The sequence below is a fragment of the Lamprobacter sp. genome (assembly GCF_034860625.1).
Lineage (GTDB): Bacteria > Pseudomonadota > Gammaproteobacteria > Chromatiales > Chromatiaceae > Lamprobacter.
On the sequence record NZ_JAYESN010000760.1, the window covers coordinates 1 to 459 of the forward strand.

At 64.5% G+C, this 459-nt stretch carries 1 protein-coding gene; it reads left to right on the forward strand.

The features are described from left to right. On the forward strand, positions 1 to 459 hold a 459-nt coding region (locus tag VBE63_RS31175; RefSeq protein WP_323686805.1), incomplete at both ends, for a reverse transcriptase domain-containing protein.

Here is a 459-nt window from a genome sequence, read left to right on the forward strand (position 1 = left end):
TCTCAACGCCTTTCTCGACCAACGGGTGCGTGACGGCGTGATCCGCCGCGTCCTGGGCAAGTGGATGCATGCCGGGGTCATGGACGACGGGGTGATCCGCTATCCCGAGCGGGGCAGTCCGCAGGGGGCGGTGATCAGCCCACTGGCGTCGAATCTTTACCTGCACGAAGTGCTCGACACCTGGTTCGAGCGCGAGGTCAAACCGCGTCTGCGTGGCCGGGCCTTTTTGATCCGGTTTGCCGATGATGCGACCCTGGCCTTTGAGCGGGAAGACGACGCTCGGCGGGTGTTGGAGGTGCTGCCCAAGCGCTTAGCGCGCTTTGGGTTAACCTTGCACCCTGAGAAGACCCGGCTGGTGGACTTTCGCAGCCCACCAAGGGCAGACCAGGAGCCGCGCTCACAGCCTGAGCGCAGCTTCGACCTGCTTGGCTTTACCCACTACTGGGGGCGCTCCCGGAA